The organism is Pseudomonas urethralis (assembly GCF_021602465.1).
In the GTDB taxonomy this organism is placed as follows: Bacteria; Pseudomonadota; Gammaproteobacteria; order Pseudomonadales; family Pseudomonadaceae; genus Aquipseudomonas; species Aquipseudomonas vlassakiae.
This window is the reverse complement of the sequence record NZ_BQIJ01000002.1, coordinates 151,849-170,154: the sequence shown is the minus strand read 5'-3', so window position 1 is coordinate 170,154 and position 18,306 is coordinate 151,849. Positions and strand designations below refer to the sequence as shown.

Annotated in this window: 16 protein-coding genes; 6 read left to right on the top strand and 10 right to left on the bottom strand. The window is 63.5% G+C overall.

Annotated features, from left to right (window positions below; genetic code table 11):
- Together L6D64_RS03575 and L6D64_RS03570 are read left to right on the top strand one after the other, a co-directional pair.
- The gene (locus tag L6D64_RS03575; protein WP_176507452.1) at positions 1–684 is read left to right on the top strand and encodes an ABC transporter ATP-binding protein; all 684 of its coding nucleotides are present in this window, start codon (positions 1–3) and stop codon (positions 682–684) included.
- Positions 684–3,191 (top strand): ABC transporter permease, encoded by a 2,508-nt coding sequence (locus L6D64_RS03570; RefSeq protein WP_176507451.1) that lies wholly within the window; start codon positions 684–686, stop codon positions 3,189–3,191. Before L6D64_RS03575 ends, L6D64_RS03570 begins: the two co-directional genes overlap by 1 nt.
- 67 nt (positions 3,192–3,258) lie before the next feature.
- Here L6D64_RS03570 and greB read toward each other — a convergent pair whose 3' ends face one another.
- The 3 genes from greB to L6D64_RS03555 all read right to left on the bottom strand — a co-directional run bounded on the left by greB (position 3,259) and on the right by L6D64_RS03555 (position 5,664).
- On the bottom strand, positions 3,259–3,732 hold the full coding sequence (gene greB / locus L6D64_RS03565; RefSeq protein ID WP_176507450.1) for a transcription elongation factor GreB: 474 nt from the start codon (positions 3,730–3,732) through the stop codon (positions 3,259–3,261).
- An 11-nt stretch (positions 3,733–3,743) separates the two neighbouring features.
- Positions 3,744–4,052 (bottom strand): hypothetical protein, encoded by a 309-nt coding sequence (locus L6D64_RS03560; RefSeq protein WP_176507449.1) that lies wholly within the window; start codon positions 4,050–4,052, stop codon positions 3,744–3,746.
- A 205-nt stretch (positions 4,053–4,257) separates the two neighbouring features.
- Positions 4,258–5,664 (bottom strand): MltF family protein, encoded by a 1,407-nt coding sequence (locus L6D64_RS03555; RefSeq protein ID WP_176507448.1) that lies wholly within the window; start codon positions 5,662–5,664, stop codon positions 4,258–4,260.
- Positions 5,665–5,822: 158 nt separating this feature from the next.
- Here L6D64_RS03555 and L6D64_RS03550 point away from each other — a divergent pair, with 158 nt between their 5' ends.
- The 3 genes from L6D64_RS03550 (at position 5,823) to L6D64_RS03540 (ending at position 8,643) form a co-directional block, all read left to right on the top strand.
- Positions 5,823–6,620, top strand: coding sequence for a TatD family hydrolase (locus L6D64_RS03550; RefSeq protein WP_176507447.1), 798 nt, complete (start codon positions 5,823–5,825; stop codon positions 6,618–6,620).
- A gap of 88 nt (positions 6,621–6,708) precedes the next feature.
- Positions 6,709–8,187 carry a methyl-accepting chemotaxis protein gene (locus tag L6D64_RS03545; RefSeq protein ID WP_176507446.1) on the top strand — a complete coding sequence of 493 codons (1,479 nt, stop codon included), beginning with the start codon at positions 6,709–6,711 and terminating at the stop codon, positions 8,185–8,187.
- A gap of 87 nt (positions 8,188–8,274) precedes the next feature.
- Positions 8,275–8,643 (top strand): Mpo1-like protein, encoded by a 369-nt coding sequence (locus L6D64_RS03540; protein WP_176507445.1) that lies wholly within the window; start codon positions 8,275–8,277, stop codon positions 8,641–8,643.
- A gap of 3 nt (positions 8,644–8,646) precedes the next feature.
- Here L6D64_RS03540 and L6D64_RS03535 read toward each other — a convergent pair whose 3' ends face one another.
- The 3 genes from L6D64_RS03535 to L6D64_RS03525 all read right to left on the bottom strand — a co-directional run bounded on the left by L6D64_RS03535 (position 8,647) and on the right by L6D64_RS03525 (position 10,592).
- Complete coding sequence (locus tag L6D64_RS03535) at positions 8,647–9,444, bottom strand: acyl-CoA thioesterase (RefSeq protein WP_176507444.1); 798 nt, start codon at positions 9,442–9,444, stop codon at positions 8,647–8,649.
- A gap of 87 nt (positions 9,445–9,531) precedes the next feature.
- Positions 9,532–10,299: a CHAD domain-containing protein gene (locus L6D64_RS03530; RefSeq protein WP_176507443.1), complete on the bottom strand. Its 768-nt coding sequence runs from the start codon at positions 10,297–10,299 to the stop codon at positions 9,532–9,534.
- Between the two features lie 14 nt (positions 10,300–10,313).
- Positions 10,314–10,592 (bottom strand): hypothetical protein, encoded by a 279-nt coding sequence (locus tag L6D64_RS03525; RefSeq protein WP_054883555.1) that lies wholly within the window; start codon positions 10,590–10,592, stop codon positions 10,314–10,316.
- A 167-nt stretch (positions 10,593–10,759) separates the two neighbouring features.
- Here L6D64_RS03525 and L6D64_RS03520 point away from each other — a divergent pair, with 167 nt between their 5' ends.
- The gene (locus tag L6D64_RS03520; RefSeq protein WP_176507442.1) at positions 10,760–11,800 is read left to right on the top strand and encodes a patatin-like phospholipase family protein; all 1,041 of its coding nucleotides are present in this window, start codon (positions 10,760–10,762) and stop codon (positions 11,798–11,800) included.
- A 74-nt stretch (positions 11,801–11,874) separates the two neighbouring features.
- On the opposite strand, the gene L6D64_RS03515 is transcribed toward L6D64_RS03520, so the two are convergent.
- From L6D64_RS03515 to clpX, 4 genes are all read right to left on the bottom strand, one after another.
- On the bottom strand, positions 11,875–13,746 hold the full coding sequence (locus L6D64_RS03515) for a SurA N-terminal domain-containing protein (RefSeq protein WP_176507441.1): 1,872 nt from the start codon (positions 13,744–13,746) through the stop codon (positions 11,875–11,877).
- A 181-nt stretch (positions 13,747–13,927) separates the two neighbouring features.
- Positions 13,928–14,200 (bottom strand): nucleoid-associated protein HU-beta, encoded by a 273-nt coding sequence (gene hupB / locus L6D64_RS03510; RefSeq protein WP_003250246.1) that lies wholly within the window; start codon positions 14,198–14,200, stop codon positions 13,928–13,930.
- Between the two features lie 152 nt (positions 14,201–14,352).
- Positions 14,353–16,749 carry an endopeptidase La gene (gene lon / locus L6D64_RS03505; RefSeq protein WP_176507440.1) on the bottom strand — a complete coding sequence of 799 codons (2,397 nt, stop codon included), beginning with the start codon at positions 16,747–16,749 and terminating at the stop codon, positions 14,353–14,355.
- A 166-nt stretch (positions 16,750–16,915) separates the two neighbouring features.
- Entirely contained in the window at positions 16,916–18,199 is a 1,284-nt protein-coding gene (gene clpX / locus L6D64_RS03500; RefSeq protein ID WP_054883550.1) for an ATP-dependent Clp protease ATP-binding subunit ClpX, read from the bottom strand.
- Positions 18,200–18,306 lie beyond the last annotated feature (107 nt).

The window sequence follows — 18,306 nt, the reverse complement described above, 5'->3', positions numbered from 1 at the left end:
ATGGGCCCCAGCATTCTCGTTGCGCAGAACCTTAGCAAAGTGGTCCCCAGCGCGGAAGGTGACCTGACCATCCTCCACGCCCTTTCCGTCGACCTTGCCCAGGGCGACAGCCTGGCCATCGTCGGTGCCTCCGGCTCGGGCAAGTCGACCCTGCTCGGGCTGCTCGCCGGCCTCGATCGCCCCAGCGCCGGCCAGGTCATTCTAGCCGGGCACGACCTCGGCCCGCTGGACGAGGACCAACGCGCCAGGGTACGCGCCGAGCATGTCGGTTTCGTCTTTCAGTCGTTCCAGCTGCTCGACAGCCTCAACGCCCTGGAGAACGTGATGTTGCCGCTGGAGCTGGACGGCCGGCGCGACGCCCGCGAGCATGCCCGCACCCTGCTGGAGCGGGTCGGCCTGGGCAAGCGCCTGGCCCACACCCCACGCCAGCTTTCCGGTGGCGAGCAGCAGCGTGTCGCCATCGCTCGCGCCTTCGCCGCACAACCGGCAGTGCTGTTCGCCGACGAACCTACCGGCAACCTCGACAGCCACACCGGCGAGCGCATCAGCGACCTGCTGTTCGAGCTGAACAAGGAGCGCGGCACCACCCTGGTGCTGGTCACCCATGACGAGCGCCTGGCCCGGCGCTGCCGCCGCCAGATCCGCCTGGACGCAGGCCGCCTGGTGGCGCCGGTGGAGGCCTGATGAAGCACATGCCACTGTCTCGCCTGTGCGGCCTGGCCCTGCGCCAGCTGCTGCGCGACATCCGCGCCAGCGAAGTGCGGGTGCTGTTCTTTGCCCTGCTGGTGGCCGTCGCCGCCAGTACCGCCATCGGTTATTTCGGCGCCCGCCTGAATGGCGCGATGCAACTGCGCGCCAGTGAATTCCTCGGTGCCGACCTGGTACTGCAAGGCAGCACGGCGGCCCGTGAAGACCAGCTCAGCGCGGGCCGGGCGCTGGGCCTGCGGCATGCCCAGGTCGTCGAGTTCACCAGCGTGGTGGGCGGCGATACCGGCATCCAGCTTTCCAGCATCAAGGCGGTCGATGGCGCCTACCCGTTGCGCGGGCAGGTACGCAGTGCCGCAGCCCCGTATGCCGAGGAAACCCCGGGAGGCGGCCCCGCCCCTGGAGAAGCCTGGGTCGAACCTCGCCTGCTCGCGGCGCTGGGGCTGAAAGTCGGCGACCGCATCGACGTCGGCATGAAGACCCTGCGCATGAGCCGCGTGCTGACTTACGAGCCGGACCGCGCCAACAACTTCTATAGCCTGACGCCCCGGCTGATGATGAACCTGGCCGACCTGCAAGCGACCGGGGTCATTCAGCCCGGCAGCCGGGTTACCTACCGCGACCTCTGGCGCGGCGATGCCGAAGCCCTCGTGCAGTACCACAAGCACGTGGCAAAGCACCTTGCTGCCAACCAGCGCCTGCTCGACACCCGCGATGGCAACCGCCAGATCGGCGGTGCCCTGGGCAAAGCCGAGCGCTACCTGAACATGGCTAGCCTGGTGGCCGTGCTGCTGGCAGGCGTCGCCGTGGCGCTGTCCGCCAGCCGCTACGCTGCGCGGCGCCTGGACGCCAGCGCCTTGCTGCGTTGCCTGGGGCTGTCGCGGCACCAGGCATTGGGGCTGTATTGCCTGCAACTGGCGATGCTCGGGCTGGTCGCTGCACTGGCTGGCGCCCTGCTCGGCTGGCTGGCGCAACTGGGCCTGTTCCGCCTGCTGCATGGCCTGTTGCCCAGCGAAGTGCCGGCCGGGGGCATGCTTCCGGCACTGGCCGGCATCGCCACCGGCCTGGTCGCCCTGGCCGGTTTTGCCTTGCCGCCGCTGGCCGCGCTCGGCCAGGTGCCACCGCTGCGCGTGCTGCGCCGTGATCTGCTGCCCGTGCCACCGAGCAGCTGGCTGGTGTATGGCGCCGCCCTGCTCGCCCTGGGCCTGATCATGTGGCGCCTGAGCCTCGACCTGCTATTGACCTTCGCCCTGCTCGGCGGTGGCCTGATCGCCGCACTGCTGCTGGGCGGGCTGCTGTTGCTCGGTTTGCAGAGCCTGCGCAAGGCACTCGCCGGCGCGCCACTGGCCTGGCGCCTGGGCCTTGGCCAGTTGCTGCGCCACCCCATGGCCGCTGCCGGGCAAGCCCTGGCATTTGGCCTGATTCTTCTGGCAATGGCAGTGGTGGCGCTGTTGCGGGCAGAACTGCTCGACAACTGGCAGGCACAACTGCCCAAGGACGCACCCAACCACTTTGCCCTGAACATCCTGCCCACCGATCGCGAACCGTTCGCCCAACGCCTGCGCGAGGTGAACGCCAGCTCGGCACCGCTGTATCCGGTGACACCGGGCCGGCTGATTCAGATCAACGATCAACCGGTGCAGCAGGTCGTCAGCAAGGATTCCGCCGGCGAGCGGGCGGTACAACGCGACCTCAGCCTGACCTGGGCTGCCGACCTGCCCGAGGGCAATGCGCTGAGTGCAGGCAGCTGGTGGCAGGCGTTGCCTGCTGGCGACGAAACCCCCGGCGTGTCGGTCGAGGCCGAACTGGCTGCCAGCCTGAAGCTGCAACTGGGCGACCTGCTGACCTTCGACATTGGTGGCGAGCAGCGCCAGGCGCGCGTCAGCAGCCTGCGCAGCGTGCACTGGGACAGCTTTCAGCCGAACTTCTACATGATCTTCCAGCCGGGCACCCTGCAGGGGCTGCCAACCACGTACCTGACCAGCTTCTACCTCGCCCCCGGCCATGATCTGGACGTGGTGGCACTGTCGCGGGCGTTCCCGGCAGTGACCATCCTGCAGGTCGATGCCTTGCTCGAGCAACTGCGCAGCATCCTCGCCCAGGTCACCCTGGCGGTCGAGTATGTGTTGCTGTTCGTGCTGGCGGCAGGGCTTGCCGTTTTGTTCGCCGGGTTGCAGGCAACGCTGGACGAGCGGATTCGCCAAGGCGCCTTGCTGCGGGCACTGGGCGCCGCGCGCCCCTTGCTGGTCAAGGCGCGGCGCATCGAGTTCGGTTTGCTGGGGGCGGCCAGTGGTGCCTTGGCGGCGCTGGGGTGCGAGCTGATCACCCTGGTGCTTTATCGTTATGCGTTCGACTTGCAGTGGAGCCCGCATCCGTGGCTGCTGCTGTTGCCGCTGATCGGGGCGATGCTGGTGGGCGGGGCCGGGGTACTCGGGACTCAGCGAGCCCTGAATGCCAGCCCATTGGCGGTTTTACGGGAAAGTTGATGTCGACAGTGCCGGTCTCTTCGCGGCGGTTCGACGCCTCGAAGAGGCCGGCACAGGCAATACTGATTCATTGCCCGTAATGGATACTGTTCACGTACCAGGTCGCTTGACCGGTGGGGGTGTTCACCAGCACTTCGTCGCCCTCCTCCTTCTTGAGCAGGGCCCGGGCCATTGGCGAGTCGATGGAGATATAGTCGTTGCGCCCATGGATCTCGTCATACCCGACAATACGAAACTTCTTGGTCTCGCCGTCATCGTTTTCGATTTCGACCCAGGCACCGAAGAAGACCTTGCCTTCCTGCTGCGGCGAGTAGGCGACCACCTTTACATCCTCGAGGCGCTTGCGCAGATAGCGGACCCGGCGGTCGATTTCGCGCAGCAGCTTCTTGTTGTACTGGTAGTCGGCGTTCTCGCTGCGATCGCCGAGCGAAGCGGCCCAGGCCACTTTCTGGGTGATTTCCGGGCGGTACACCCGCCACAGATGATCCAGCTCCTTCTTGAGGGCCTCGTGACCTTCCGTGGTGATGATATTGGTGCTCAACGGCGCGCTCCTCAGCGTCGGGTAATCAGGCCCTGGCGCGCGATGCGGGTCAGCTGGCCAATCACTTCGGCCGCGTCCTCGCGGGTTGGCGCCTGGATCACCGCCAGGTCGAAGCGATCGTTGCCGAACTGCTCCAGGCAGCATGCGTCTTCGGCGAACTGGATGAGAAAAGCGCGGGCCTGCCCCTTGCGGCGCGACAAGCCTTCAAGTTGGCGCAAGAGCGTTGGCTGATGCTGGCCACCGAGCAGAATGCGCGGTGTGCGGGAAGCCTGGCCGGCAGGCAACGGGCTCAAACAGACACTGGTACGTGGACAACTCATGGAGTTTCTCTCCGCCTCGCGACTCCCGCTGGGCAGCGGTGGGAGGCGTCACCGAACCAGCGCTTTAGCGGTATTTCGGACGACCCGGTGAGCGTGCCAGTCCCGCGCCCCGCAAGTAGCTGTTTAAATCGGCGCAGGCGGTATGCTAGAGCGACCAGCCGCAAGCTGCAAGCCCCAAGCTGAAATGCGTTCGGCTGGCGGTTGGTCAGCGACTGACCACACGCTCCAGCGCCGTGCGCTCGCGGCTGAACGCCAGGAAGTACTTGTTGACGCTGTTGACGAAATTGACCGGCCCCATGCCGACCTGCTCCATGGCGATGCGCTCGGTCTGGAAGAACCATTGGTTACCGTTGAGGCCGCGCTTGCGGGCCTCGGCGCGCATGGCCTGGACCCGCTCCGGGCCGAGGTTGTAGGCCGCCAGCACAAACGCCATGCGCTCGCGCTCGTTGATCTGCGGGCTGGCGAAGAACTTGCGGCGGAGCAACGCCAGGTAGCGCGCACTGGCCTGGACATTGCCATCGACCGAGCCAGTGTCGCTGACCCCCACCCGTTGCGCAGCCGACGGGGTGATCTGCATCAGCCCGTGCGCCCCGCCGCTGCCGCGCGCCGCAGGGTTCAGGGTGGATTCCTTGAAGGCCAGGGCCGCCAGGTTCAGCCAGTCGATCTGCTGCGCCTCGGCATGCTTCTGCAACACCGGGCGCAATGAGTTCAGGCGCTGGCGGTCTTTGCCGGCCAACGGGTTGTGTACCCGGTACTGGCGTCGGTAGATGCGTTCGAAGGCCGCATCCTGGTTTTCCGGCGCATGGTACCCCTGGAGAAAGCGATCAACCGTGGCCAACAGCATCGTCGCATCACGCCGCACATACCAGCGCATGGCCTGCGCCTGCCCCAGTTGCACGCGGGTGTCCAGGCGCAGGTTCGGCATGACCCTGGCCCAGCGCTGGGCGATCGGGCGCTCCACCATGGTCAACGGATAGATGCCGGCCTGGACCATCTCCAGCACGTCTTCCACCGCCAGCGTCGCATCGACCCATTCGATCTTGATCGGCGCCCGTTTACGCAGCGCCAGCTGCTGGTTGAGCTGCTGTATCACCGCCCCTGCCGCGCTGGCGCTGGTCAAGGCCACCGTACGGCCGGAGAGCTGTTCGGCGCGGGTATAGCTGCGCTCCCCCTTGCGCCCGACCAGCAGCAGCGGCACCTGGTCGAGCACCGGCGCACTGCTGTTGACACCGCCGGTCAGGGCCGGGTCGAGCAACTCGCCTGGTGCGGCCAGGTCACCTTCACCGCGCTGCAGAGCACCCAGCAGCTGCTCCTTGGCCCGCGGAATGATCTTCAGGCTGATCTGCTGGCCATCACCGGCCCGGGCATTGAGGTAGTGCTCGAGGCCACGCAGCCGGTAATACTCGATACCCACCGGTTCACCCTTGATCTCACCGGAGCTGTTGCGGCTCTGGTTGACCAGCACCCGCAGCACCTTGGTACTGCGGATCTGCTGCAAGTCTCGGGCACCGTTCACCGGCACGTGCTGCTGTGGCCCTGGCAGCCGTGCGTAGGCCGGACCGACCGCGGTCAGCCCGAGCATCAGCATCAGGGTCAGCAGGTATCGCAGCATGCGAAATCGTGTCCGTGGTCGGTGGGCAGCAGCCATGGCGGAACGTGCGGTCGTAAGAAATGACGCTAGAAGACCACGACAACTGCCTGAAGTTCTTGGTTTTTTCCGAATATCACGCTTTTTGCTATGCTGGCCGCCCCGCGGCACGAGGTAGCACCATGCAACTGATCGATATCGGCGTCAACCTGACCAACAGCAGTTTCCACGACCAGCAGGCCGCCATCGTCGAGCGCGCCATCGAAGCCGGCGTGCTACAGATGGTCCTGACCGGCACCAGCCTGGAGGTCAGCGAGCAGGCGCTGGAGCTGTGTCAGCAGCTCGATGGCGACGGCCAGCACCTGTTCGCCACGGCTGGCGTGCACCCACACGACGCCAAGTCATGGGATGGCGACAGCGAGCGGAAGCTGCGCCAGCTGCTGGCTGAATCCCGGGTGCGCGCCGTGGGTGAATGCGGGCTGGATTTCAACCGTGACTTCTCCCCTCGCCCCCTCCAGGAAAAGGCCCTGGAAGCCCAGCTGGCCCTGGCAGCGGAACTGCGCTTGCCGGTGTTTCTGCATGAGCGCGATGCCAGCGAGCGCCTGCTGGCCATCCTCAAGGATTACCGCGACCACCTTCCGGCTGCCGTGGTGCATTGCTTTACCGGCGCGCGCGAAGCCTTGTTCGCCTACCTGGACATGGACCTGCACATCGGCATCACCGGCTGGATCTGCGACGAGCGTCGCGGCACCCACCTGCATCCGCTGGTGGGCAACATCGCCGAAGGCCGGCTGATGCTGGAGAGCGACGCGCCCTACCTGCTACCACGCAGCCTGCGGCCAAAGCCGAAAAACGGCCGCAATGAGCCGGCATTCCTGACCGAGGTGTTGCGTGAAGTGGCGCTGCATCGCAACGAGCGCATCGAGCACTGCGCCCAACACACCACTGCCACGGCCAAAGCCTTCTTCCAGCTTCCTTGACGCATGTCATGAACGTTTCTCGAGTGCGCGGGCACAATGATGGCATCTTGCCAATAATGTTTCCGCTCAATTCAGAGAAGACCTACCCATGGGTGCCTGGCTTAGCAATATTTCCCTGAAGTACAAATTCTGGGCCGTCAACGCGGTGGCCTTTGTCACGACATTGCTGCTGGTGCTCTATGCGGTGCACCTTGAGCAACGCGCCCGTGCCGAGGCCGCGCAGGCCCAGGCGCAAGCCCAGGCCGAACTGCTGGCGGCCTGGCCTACCGGTCAGGCCCTGCCGCGCCAAGCCAACCTGATTACCTGGCAGCCCGGCCAGACCCCTTCTCATGCGGGTGAAAGCCTCGAAGCCTTGACCACTGCACAAGGCTGGGTAGCCTTGCCGACGGCCTGGATCCTCGGCGACAACCCGCTGCGCGGCGCTCAGGTGCTGCGCCATGGTTCGCAGCAACTGGCCGTACTGGCCATAGCGCCAAGCCTGCGCCAGGTGTTTTTCGACCGCTTCAGCAACTACGCCTTCTGCGTGCTGATCCTGATGCTGGCGATGCTCGGCGCATCGCAGCTGCTGATCCGCTTCCTGCTCAGCCAGCTCAACACCCTCAAGGACGTGATGCTGCACGTGGAAAAGACCGGCGACCTGTCGGCCCGCGTCCCGCTGGCCTGTGGCGACGAAGTCGGCCAGATGGCCGGTGCCTTCAATGCCATGCAGGCCACCTACCACCGTGTGGTCAGCACCGTCGCCCAGACTGCGGCGCAGCTGGACTCCGGTGCCGCACGCCTGGCCGCAAGCATGAGCGAAGTGCGCCATGGCATGCTCGGCCAACAGAGCGAGACCGACCAGGCGGCCACGGCAATCAATGAAATGTCGGCCACCGTGCACCACATTGCCCAGCATGCTGGCGCCACCCGTGACCTGTCGCAGACCGCCGACACCCTCGCCGGCAGTGGCAAGGACGTGGTCAGCCGGGTGCAGGACTCGATCTCCGGGCTTTCCAGTGGCGTTCAGCAAACCGCCGAGATGATTCGTCAGCTCGCCGACGACAGCCAGAAGATCAACAGCGTGGTCGGGGTCATTCACAGTATCGCCGAGCAGACCAACCTGCTGGCACTCAACGCCGCCATCGAGGCCGCCCGCGCAGGTGACCTGGGCCGTGGATTTGCCGTGGTTGCCGACGAGGTGCGCAACCTGGCCAAGCGCGTGCAGACCTCCACTGACGAAATCACCCGCATGGTCGCCGACCTGCAGGCTGGCACCCGTGACGCCGTGGAGTTCATGCAGGAGAGTTCGTTCAAGGCCGACGACTGCGTCCGCCAGGCCCAGGAGGCTGGCGCGGCGTTGGCCGAGATTACCGGCGCGGTTGCCCAGATGCGCGAGAGCAATACACAGATTGCCGTCGCCGCGGAGCAGCAAAGCCAAGTGGCCGAAGAGATGAACCGCGCGGTGGTGAGCATCCGCGATGTCACCGAAGAGACCGTCCAGCAGACCATCGACTCGGCCACCACCAGCAGCCACCTGGCGACCCTGGCCGGTGAGCTGAGCAAGGCGATTGGCCAGCTCAAGCTATAGTCGCCATAGCCAGCCTCGATTGGCCCCGTAACCGGGGCCACACTAAGCTTTGGGCATGCCTGCAAGAAAAAGCGCGAGGAGCTGACCATGAGCAAACGACTGCCCAACCTGCACGCCTGGCAATGGCGTGGCTACCACCACAATCACCGGCACCCGACCAATCTGGTGTTGCACCTGATTGCCGTGCCGCTGTTCATCCTCGGTGCGCTTCTGGTGTTGTCAGGCCTGTTCGGCCTGGACCTGGGCCAGATCGCCGTCGGCGTCATTGCCGTGATTGCCGGCCTGGGCCTGCAGCGCCAGGGGCATCGCCTGGAAGCCGAGCAGCCTGAACCGTTCGCCAATCGCAAGGACGCGGTGCAGCGGCTGCTGACCGAGCAGTTCGTCACCTTTCCACGCTTCGTGCTCAGCGGCGCCTGGTGGAGAGCCTGGCGCGAGCGGCACAAGCACCGGCGCTGATGATCAGGCGAACACCGTGACCGTCTGCCGGCTCAGCGCCAGCAACTCCCCTTCGGCACTCCACAATGCTGCCGCCGCATGGCCATAGCCATCGCGCGCATGTTCGGTCTCGACACGGTAATAGCACCAATCCAGCGTTGACAGTTTCACCGTCGGCTGGATGAATTCGATGGTCCAGGTCAAGGTACTGCCCGCGGCAGGCTGCTTGAGAAACGGCATCAGGCTCGGTGGCCAGGCGTCCACCAGCGCCAACAGGTGCGCCTCGTTGACCTGCTCTTCAGCAACATCGCGCAGGCGCACCCAGCCGCCCATGTGGCGCGACGGGTTGCCACTGAACGGCAGGCCTCCGACCGTCCAGCGCAACGCAACATGGCGCATGAACTCCGGGGTGACGCCCTTGATGTAGGGTAACTCCGGAGCCGCTTGCTCAAGCGGTGTCATCGCCACGGCGGGCGCAGCGGCAACATTGATCACCGATGATCGGCCCGCACCAAAATTACCCTGCACCAGCGTCACCACCTGGCCATTCTGAATGGCACGGCCCAGCAAGGTGCTGACTGCCTTGCCCTCACGCAGCACTTCTACCTCGAAACGGATGGGCACATCCGCTGCCGCCGGGCTGACGAAGCTGATGGCCAACGAGCGCACCGGGCGATCGTCGGCGAGCTTCAAACGCATACGCTCATAAACCATGGCCGCCATCAGGCCGCCGAACACGGCGCGCCCCTGGGCCCAGCTGGGCGGAATGCTGACCGTCTCGGGGTTTTCCCGCACCGCGTCGAGCAATTGGTTGAAATTCATCGGCCGGCTCCTGCCTACAGCGAAAGGTTTGCCAATACTAGCCAGCAATCGCCGACCGATCAGCCCGCATATCGGTCATTTGCCGGGCTAACGTCGCTTGAGCGAAGCCTGCAGCGCATCGAGGGTGAGGTCGGCGTTGCGCTCTGCGTCGCGCAGTTGCCGCTCCCAGCCTTCCTTGCAAGGCGCCAGGTCCGGGTGATCCTTGGCCTGCAGCAACCACTGCAGGTGGTCATGCCAATCACCCAGATCGCCCTGGGCCTTCTTCAACAGACGCTGCAGCTTCTTGCCGGCATGGTCGAGCTGCGGATAAGCCTCGTCGCCGTACCGCACCCGCTTGATCAGCAGGCGCAAACGATGGCGATCATGGCCTGGGTCCTGCAGGGCTTCGTGCAGCTTGTGCCATTGCTTGACCAGGCGCTTGTCGACCCGCTTGACCAGCGACCTGGCCAGCCCCTCGCGCTCCGCTGCCCGCAGAAACAGCGGGAACACATCGACTATCGCCAGCACCCGGGTCAGCTGCGGGCTGGCGGCAACACTGGCGAATGCACTGTCCCACCTTGCCAGGCGCCGTTGCCCGGCTTCGGCATAGCCGCGCGCGATGAGCTCGCCAGCCAGCACCTCTCGATCCCGCAGGGGCGTGGTCAGCGCCCCCAACGACCGCGCCGCCGCCTCCAGCTGCTCCACTCCTGGCAGCCCCCGCAGCGGCCGCAACAGGCTGCGCAGGCGCCGCAAGCTGGTCCGCAAGTCGTGCAGCGCCTCGCTGTCAGTATTGGCAGCCAGGCGCTCACGGCAGGCCAGCAGACGCACCTGCAAGGTCAGCAACTGGGCAACGATATGATCGAGCATGGCTGACATGTGACACTCCTTGATCAACGCCCGGCGCGCGACTCACGAATGTAGAAGCGGGCCTTCTCGGACTTGTGGGTGCACCCTTCGTACCCCTCGAACTGCTGCTGCGTCTTGGCACCCGTCAGCAACGACAGCGCCTTGGAATAGCTGACGGTGCCGGCGAAGCCCTCGGCCTTGGCCAGGTCCAGCTCCTTCCAGGCGGCATCGAGCTGAGTCGCGCAGCTCTCACGGTAGGCCGTCTTGCCCGCGCAGCCTGCAAGGGCCAGGGCAATCAGTGGAAGGCAGATCCAGGCTTTCATCGGTAGTACCTCAAAGGTCAAAAAACAGTGGCTGTTCGACGCCAGTGCAACTGAAAAGTGCCCGGCTCGATATGCTTTGCTTAGCGTAGTTCAGCGCCGTCTGGATTGAAGCACAGGCAGCGATGAGTGCATTGTAGAACCATGGTGGCACAAGCCGGGGATCGCTCATGAGCAAACGCGTGGCATTGGTGTTGGGATCGGGAGGCGCTCGTGGGTATGCCCATATCGGCGTGATCGAGGAAATCGAACGGCGCGGCTACGACATCGCCTGCATTGCTGGCTGCTCCATGGGCGCAGTGATTGGCGGTATCTACGCGGCAGGCAAACTGGAGGAATACCGCAACTGGATCGAAAGCCTGGACTACCTGGACGTACTGCGCCTGGTCGATGTCAGTTTCCGCCTTGGCGCCATCCGCGGTGACAAGGTGTTCGGCCAGATCCGCAAGATCGTCGGCGACATGAACATCGAGCAGCTGCGCATCCCTTACACGGCAGTGGCGGCCGACCTGACCAACCAGCAGGAAATCTGGTTCCAGGAAGGCTGCCTGCATCAGGCCATGCGTGCCTCGGCGGCGATACCGAGCCTTTTCACACCGGTGATGCAGGGCAATCGCATGCTGGTCGACGGTGGCATTCTCAACCCTCTGCCGATCGTACCGGTGGTGTCCAGCCACTGTGACCTGATTATCGCGGTCAACCTTAACGCGACCAACCAGAAGCAATACCAGCTGCCGGTGATCGAGCGGCCCGCCGCTTTCAAAATGCGCTTCGATGCCCTGCTCAGCTCACTGGGCTCGCGCCTGCCGTTTCGGCGCAAGCCTGCCGAAGAGCTGATTCGCATCGAGCAGGAGATCGTCGCCGAGGGGCTGGCACCGCCCAACCCGTGGCTGGCCGACACGGCCGACCCCGAGGCCCAGCAACCCGCCGCAGCGCCCGAGGGTGAAGGCGCACCCAAGTCAGCGACCGGCTCGTTCATCATCGACAACGTCGGGCCGGCCTCGCTGCTCGACCTGATCAACCAGAGCTTCGAGGTGATGCAGACGTCACTGGCGCAGTACAAGATCGCCGGGTATCCACCGGATGTGCTGATCAACGTGCCAAAGCGGGTCTGCCGCTTCTTCGAGTTCTACAAAGCGCCGGAGCTCATTGCGCTGGGGCGGGAGATTGCGCGGGATACGCTGGATAACTACGAAGGGATCAAGCGCTAGGTATCGGCCCCTTCGCGAAGGGTAGAAATGAAACAGGCCGCATCGCGCGGCCTGTTTCGTCATGCTTCCATCACTCAGTAACGGGTGATGTCGGCAGTGCCTTCCAGTTGCTTGCGGTAGGCCGCAAAGTCCTGCTGGCCAGCACGCGATGCGAGGTAGCGGCGGATCTGCTGCTTCTCGTCGTCGCTGGCGGCGGCACCTTCGTTGACGCCCTTGAGCTGCAGCACGACCAGGCTGCCGTCGGCCAGGACCACGCTGCCGTACACCGGCTTGTCCTTGGCTTGCGGCTTGGCCAGGCGGAACAGCGCCTGCAGCTCGGCCGGATCGATACCGTCCTGACCACGGGTCACGGCTTCGTGAGCCTTCCACTGCTGACCATCGTGTGCACCAGCGGCAGCGATGGAACCGTCACGCAGGCCGGCAATCAGCTTGTCCGCCTTGGCCTTGAGTTCGGCAGTCGCCTTCTCCTTGGCCAGGTGCTCGCTGATGTTCTTGGCAACGGCTTCCAGAGGCAGTTGCTCCGGCTTGCGGTGTTCCCTGACGCGCAGCACCACGGTGGTTTCCGGGTCGAGTTCGATGGCGGTGCTGTTGGCACCTTCATCCATCACCTCTTCGGAGAACGCCGCCTGAATCACGCCACGGTTGGCCGTGATGCCCTCGCCGCCTTCGCGGCCGAACGGTGCGGACGTCTGCACCTTGAGGTTCAGGTCCTGAGCCGGCTGGGCCAGGTCGGAAGCCTCGTAGGCAGCATCCTGCAGCTGCTTGCTGGCGTCGACATAACGCTGCTCGACCAGAGGGGTCTTCAGGTCGCGGGTCAGCTTGTCCTTCAGGCTGGCAAAACTCGGTACTTCCGGCGCTTGCTTGCCCAGCAGCTTGATCAGGTGGTAGCCGAACTCGGTACGTACCGGGGCCGACACCTGGCCGTCGTTGAGCTTGTACAGCGCGTCTTCGAAGGCCGGGTCATACACGCCTGGGCCTGCGAAGCCCAGATCACCGCCATTGCTGGCAGAACCTGGGTCCTGGGAGAACTCCTTGGCCAGCTTGGCGAAGTCTTCACCCTTGGCCAGGCGCTGCTCGATCTCTTCGGCCTTGGCCTTGGCCTGGGCGTCGGTGACCTTGTCGTTGACCTCGATGAGGATATGCGCGGCATGGCGCTGCTCGGCGAGGTTGGCGACCTCCTTCTCGTACTGGGCCTTGAGTTCGTCGTCGGTGACCTTGACCTGATCGAAGAATGCCGACTTCTTCAGCTCGATGTAGTCGATGACCACCTGGTCCGGCGTCATGAACTCTTTGGCGTGCTGGTCGTAATGCGCCTTGACCTCGTCATCGCTGACCTTCACCGCGGCCGGGTCGGCCTTGAAGGTCAGAGAAGCGAAATCGCGCGTCTGGTTTTCCAGGCGGGCAAAGGCGTCGACCTGCTGGTCGGTGACGAAGCTGCTGCCGGCGATACCGGTACGCAGCTGGCCGATCAGCATCTCTTCCGCGAGCATGTCGCGGAACTGCATGCGGCCATAGCCCAGCTGGCGGATGACCTGATCGAAACGATCGGCATTGAACTTGCCATCGACCTGGAATTCCGGCGTCTGCAGGATCACCTGGTCCAGCGCGGCTTCGGAGAAGGCGAACTTGGCGTCTCTGGCACCCTGCAGCAGCAGTTTGCGATCGATCAGACCTTTGAGCGCGGCGTCGCGCAGGCGCTTTTCATCCAGCACCGCTGGGTCAAAATCCTTGCCCAACTGTTGCATCAGCTGGCGGCGCTGCATGTCGGCGGCCTGGCTCAGCTCATTCTGGCTAATGGTGTCGCCGTTTACCTTGGCCGCGTCCTGGCTGTGGGTGGCGGCCTTGAAAATGGCTTCGAAACCGGTCAACGCCATCAACACGACGATGAGGCCGATGATGGTCTTGGCAATCCAACCTTGTGAATTGTCCCTGATATTTTGCAGCATGCGTCCCCCAGAAACGGCTGTACCACTGCGTCGACAACCGCGGAGCGTGGGTAGAATCCTGATAAAAGAAAGGCGCATCCGAGGATGCGCCTTTTCTTAGCAAACGTGTCAGGCGGGAACGTTTGCGACCCGCCATCAGCGTGCTCGGACCCGGCCAGGCCTGGTCCGATTGAAAGACGACTTAGTTGACGGCGTCTTTCAGGCCTTTGCCAGCCTTGAAGCCTGGAACCTTGGCGGCTTCGATCTTGATCGCCTTGCCAGTCTGAGGGTTACGGCCGGTGCGCTCGGCGCGCTCCTTGACCGAGAAGGTACCGAAGCCAACCAGTACCACATCGTCACCTTGCTTCAGGGCGCCGGTGACGGATTCGATGACTGCGTCCAGCGCACGGCCGGCTACAGCTTTCGGGATGTCTGCAGATGCGGCGATAGCGTCAATCAGTTCCGACTTGTTCACTCTAAGTCCCCTTATTTCTCTATTGAGTTTGTTTCTAAGTATGTAATGAAAAGCTGATGAAACCTGTACCAGGAGGCCGTTTGACAATAGCGTGCCGCTTTATAGCAAGGCCCCGAAAAAACTGTCAAGAAAAGCCCCCCAGCCAAAAACTACTAATGCGTGCTGATTCTTTCCTTAGCATCGCCGTCGCGTTTGTCATCTTTCGCGACAATCTCCGGAGCCACATCTGGCAAGGGCTCCGGGGCGTATTGCAGCGCAATTTGCAGGACTTCGTCAATCCATTTGACCGGTTTGATCTGCAGATCCTGTTTGATATTTTCCGGAATTTCCTTCAAATCGCGAACATTCTCCTCGGGAATGATCACCGTCTTGATCCCGCCCCGGTGTGCTGCCAGCAGTTTTTCCTTCAACCCGCCAATCGCCAGGACCTGGCCGCGCAGGGTGATTTCGCCGGTCATGGCCACGTCAGCGCGCACCGGAATCTGCGTCAGCGCCGATACCAGCGCGGTACACATGCCGATACCCGCGCTCGGGCCGTCCTTCGGCGTGGCGCCCTCGGGCATGTGGATATGCACGTCGTGCTTCTCGTGGAAATCGGCGGCAATACCCAGGCTGCGGGCACGGCTGCGGACCACGGTTTGCGCGGCAGTGATCGACTCGACCATGACATCGCCCAGCGAGCCGGTCTTGATCAGCTGGCCCTTGCCAGGGATCACCACCGACTCGATGGTCAGCAATTCGCCGCCCACCTGGGTCCAGGCAAGGCCGGTAACCTGGCCGATCTGGTCCTGCTGCTCGGCCAGGCCGTAGCGGAACTTGCGAACGCCGAGCAGGTGCTCGAGCTGTTCACCGGTAACCTTGACCTTGACCTGCTTCTGCCCGGTATGTTCCTTGACCACCTTGCGGCAGACCTTGGCGATCTGGCGCTCCAGGCCACGCACACCCGCTTCGCGGGTGTAGTAACGGATGATGTCGCGAATCGCCGAGACGTCGATCTCCAGCTCTTCGACCTTCAGGCCGTTGGCCTTGACCTGCTTGGGCGTCAGGTACTTGACCGCGATGTTGATCTTCTCGTCTTCGGTGTAACCGGGCAGGCGGATGACTTCCATCCGGTCCAGCAGCGCCGGTGGGATGTTCATCGAGTTCGAGGTGCACAGGAACATCACGTCCGAGAGGTCGTAGTCGACTTCCAGGTAGTGGTCGTTGAAATTGTGATTCTGCTCGGGGTCGAGCACTTCCAGCAGCGCCGAGGCCGGGTCGCCACGCATGTCGCTGCCCATCTTGTCGATCTCGTCGAGCAGGAACAGCGGGTTGCGTACACCCACCTTGGTCATCTTCTGGATCAGGCGGCCAGGCATCGAACCGATGTAGGTACGACGGTGACCCCGAATCTCGGCCTCGTCACGCACGCCACCCAGGGCCATGCGCACGAACTTGCGGTTGGTCGCGGCAGCGATCGACTCGGCCAGCGAGGTCTTGCCCACGCCGGGCGGGCCGACCAGGCACAGCACCGGGCCGCGGATCTTCTTCACCCGCTTCTGCACGGCGAGGTACTCGAGAATCCGCTCCTTGACCTCTTCCAGGCCATAGTGGTCGGCATCGAGGATCTCTTCGGCCTTGGCCAGATCCAGGCGTACCTTGCTCTGGGCCTTCCACGGCACCTGCACGAGCCAGTCAAGGTACGAGCGCACCACGGTGGCCTCGGCGGACATCGGCGACATCTGCTTGAGCTTGTTCAGCTCGGCCTGGGCCTTGGTCAGGGCGTCTTTCGGCAGGCCAGCGCCTTCGATGCGCTTTTTCAGCTCTTCGACTTCGTTGTGGCCCTCGTCACCGTCGCCAAGTTCCTTCTGAATGGCCTTCATCTGCTCATTCAGGTAGTACTCGCGCTGGCTGCGCTCCATCTGTTTCTTCACCCGGCCACGGATACGCTTCTCGACCTGCAGCAGGTCGATTTCGGCATCCAGCAGGGCCAGCACGTGCTCGACCCGGGCCGCCAGGTCGACGATCTCGAGGATTTCCTGCTTCTGCTCGATCTTCAGCGCCATGTGCGCGGCCATGGTATCGACCAGGCGACCAGGCTCTTCAATGCTGTTCAGCGACGACAGCACTTCGGCGGGGACTTTCTTGCCCAATTGCACGTACTGCTCGAATTGCGAGAGCAGCGTGCGCACGAAGACTTCCGACTCGCGCTCGGCGGCGTCGGTTTCATCGATCAGGGAAACTTCGGCACGGATGTGCCCTTCTACTTCGGTGAAACGCTCGACCGCACCGCGCTGCTCGCCCTCGACCAACACCTTGACAGTGCCATCGGGCAGCTTCAGCAGTTGCAATACGGTAGCGACGGTACCGACCCGATACAGGGCGTCTTCGCCTGGATCGTCATCGGCAGGGTTTTTCTGGGCCAGCAGCAGGATCTGCTTCTCGCCCGTCATCGCCGCCTCAAGGGCTTCGATAGACTTCTCACGCCCCACGAACAGTGGGATGACCATGTGCGGATAGACGACGACATCGCGCAATGGCAAAAGAGGCAAGTCGAGGGTGGTCTTCATGATTTCGCCTCTACAGCGGCCTTATGGCCGGAAACCGGTGGAAATGATGCTTGGACCTAATGTGGGGGCACGCTTGGGAAATTACAAGCGCTTGCATAGGAAAAGCAGAAAGGGGCCCGTAGGCCCCCTCCTTGCTTTGCGGCTATCACCCGGTATTCACCTGCAATCAGGCGTCGGGTGCGGCCTTGGCTTGCGGCTCGCTGTTCTCGTAGATCATCAGCGGCTGCGAGGTGCCTTCGATGACGCTCTCGTCGATCACCACCTTGCTGACATCCTTCTGCGAAGGAATCTCGTACATGGTGTCGAGCAGCACGCCTTCGAGGATCGAACGCAGGCCACGAGCGCCCGTCTTGCGCTCCAGGGCCTTGCGTGCGACGGCCTTGAGGGCGTCGGTGCGGAACTCGAGGTCCACGCTTTCCATCTCGAACAGCTTGGCGTACTGCTTGGTCAGGGCATTCTTCGGCTCGGTGAGGATTTGCATCAGTGCAGCCTCGTCAAGCTCGTCGAGGGTCGCCAGAACCGGCAGGCGACCCACGAACTCGGGGATCAGGCCAAACTTGACCAGATCGTCCGGCTCGACTTCGCGCAGCGATTCGCCGACCTTCTTGCCCTCTTCCTTGCTGCGTACTTCGGCGCCAAAACCGATGCCACCCTTGGTGGAGCGGTTCTGGATGACCTTTTCCAGGCCAGAGAAGGCGCCACCGCAGATGAACAGGATGTTGCGGGTATCAACCTGCAGGAATTCCTGTTGCGGGTGCTTGCGGCCGCCCTGCGGCGGAACCGAAGCAACGGTGCCCTCGATCAGCTTCAGCAGTGCCTGCTGCACGCCTTCACCCGAAACGTCGCGGGTGATGGACGGGTTGTCCGACTTGCGCGAGATCTTGTCGATCTCGTCGATGTAGACAATGCCCATCTGGGCCTTTTCCACGTCGTAATCGCACTTCTGCAGCAGTTTCTGAATGATGTTCTCGACGTCCTCACCCACATAACCGGCTTCGGTCAAGGTGGTGGCGTCTGCGATGGTAAACGGTACGTTCAACAGTCGCGCAAGGGTTTCGGCGAGCAGGGTCTTGCCCGAGCCGGTAGGCCCGATGAGCAGGATGTTGCTTTTGCCGAGTTCGACTTCGTCGCCCTTCTTGTCACGCTGGTTCAGGCGCTTGTAGTGGTTGTACACCGCTACCGAGAGCACCTTCTTCGCGCGCTCCTGACCGATGACGTACTGGTCCAGGATGCCGCTGATTTCTTTCGGCGAAGGCAATTTGTGCGCGCTGCTTTCGGCCTGGGCTTCCTGCACCTCCTCACGGATGATGTCGTTGCACAGGTCGACGCACTCGTCGCAGATAAATACCGAGGGCCCGGCAATCAGTTTGCGCACTTCGTGCTGGCTTTTGCCGCAGAAGGAGCAATAAAGCAATTTGCCGCTGTCCTCGCCGTTACGGGTGTCAGTCATTCGATCGATCCAATCCGGTAGGCTTGCAACACAAGATGAAGGCAATTGCGGGCTTTTTCAAGTCCGCAGGTAGGCGCTTTGCGCACCTACCTGCTCTGGCACCTGGG

Bases quoted from the DNA above. Each gene is read 5' to 3' on its own strand.
- L6D64_RS03575 (WP_176507452.1), top strand. From the start codon at position 1: ATGGGCCCCAGCATTCTCGTTGCGCAGAACCTTAGCAAAGTGGTCCCC.
- L6D64_RS03570 (WP_176507451.1), top strand. From the start codon at position 684: ATGAAGCACATGCCACTGTCTCGCCTGTGCGGCCTGGCCCTGCGCCAG.
- L6D64_RS03560 (WP_176507449.1), bottom strand. From the start codon at position 4,052: ATGAGTTGTCCACGTACCAGTGTCTGTTTGAGCCCGTTGCCTGCCGGC.
- L6D64_RS03555 (WP_176507448.1), bottom strand. From the start codon at position 5,664: ATGCTGCGATACCTGCTGACCCTGATGCTGATGCTCGGGCTGACCGCG.
- L6D64_RS03550 (WP_176507447.1), top strand. From the start codon at position 5,823: ATGCAACTGATCGATATCGGCGTCAACCTGACCAACAGCAGTTTCCAC.
- L6D64_RS03545 (WP_176507446.1), top strand. From the start codon at position 6,709: ATGGGTGCCTGGCTTAGCAATATTTCCCTGAAGTACAAATTCTGGGCC.
- L6D64_RS03540 (WP_176507445.1), top strand. From the start codon at position 8,275: ATGAGCAAACGACTGCCCAACCTGCACGCCTGGCAATGGCGTGGCTAC.
- L6D64_RS03535 (WP_176507444.1), bottom strand. From the start codon at position 9,444: ATGAATTTCAACCAATTGCTCGACGCGGTGCGGGAAAACCCCGAGACG.
- L6D64_RS03530 (WP_176507443.1), bottom strand. From the start codon at position 10,299: ATGTCAGCCATGCTCGATCATATCGTTGCCCAGTTGCTGACCTTGCAG.
- L6D64_RS03525 (WP_054883555.1), bottom strand. From the start codon at position 10,592: ATGAAAGCCTGGATCTGCCTTCCACTGATTGCCCTGGCCCTTGCAGGC.
- L6D64_RS03520 (WP_176507442.1), top strand. From the start codon at position 10,760: ATGAGCAAACGCGTGGCATTGGTGTTGGGATCGGGAGGCGCTCGTGGG.
- L6D64_RS03515 (WP_176507441.1), bottom strand. From the start codon at position 13,746: ATGCTGCAAAATATCAGGGACAATTCACAAGGTTGGATTGCCAAGACC.
- lon (WP_176507440.1), bottom strand. From the start codon at position 16,749: ATGAAGACCACCCTCGACTTGCCTCTTTTGCCATTGCGCGATGTCGTC.
- clpX (WP_054883550.1), bottom strand. From the start codon at position 18,199: ATGACTGACACCCGTAACGGCGAGGACAGCGGCAAATTGCTTTATTGC.